We start from the raw sequence: 288 nt of genomic DNA, 5'->3' as shown, positions 1-288 counted from the left end.
ATTTAGACATGGATGTTACTATCGCAGAAGCGTTGCATACCGCAAAAAACTTTCTTAAGGCAGTAGAATCCAAAAATCCGATCCCAGCTTTTTTTGTGGAGCCTCTATGATCAACCACAATATTTCAATAATGGTTGCAGCCCACAAAAGCTACGAATTCCCCCATGACGATGGCTACATGCCGATACATGTAGGGCGAGCGACCAGCGCGGCCGCTTTAGGATTTACGGGCGACGACACTGGAGACAATATTTCTCATCTAAACAAAAACTTTTGTGAGCTAACGGG

1 protein-coding gene is annotated in these 288 nt (G+C 44.8%); it reads left to right on the top strand.

All coding sequences use genetic code 11. From position 1 onward, the window contains the following. Nucleotides 1-106 precede the first annotated feature (106 nt). Nucleotides 107-288 (top strand): DUF4422 domain-containing protein (locus AAEZ06_RS27040; protein WP_350617148.1); only part of this gene is annotated, 182 nt, incomplete at its 3' end.

This window comes from Pseudomonas sp. HY7a-MNA-CIBAN-0227 (assembly GCF_040310325.1).
Taxonomy (GTDB): Bacteria; Pseudomonadota; Gammaproteobacteria; order Pseudomonadales; family Pseudomonadaceae; genus Aquipseudomonas.
Note: the sequence above shows the minus strand (reverse complement) of the source record. Positions and strands in the feature narration are given on the sequence as shown.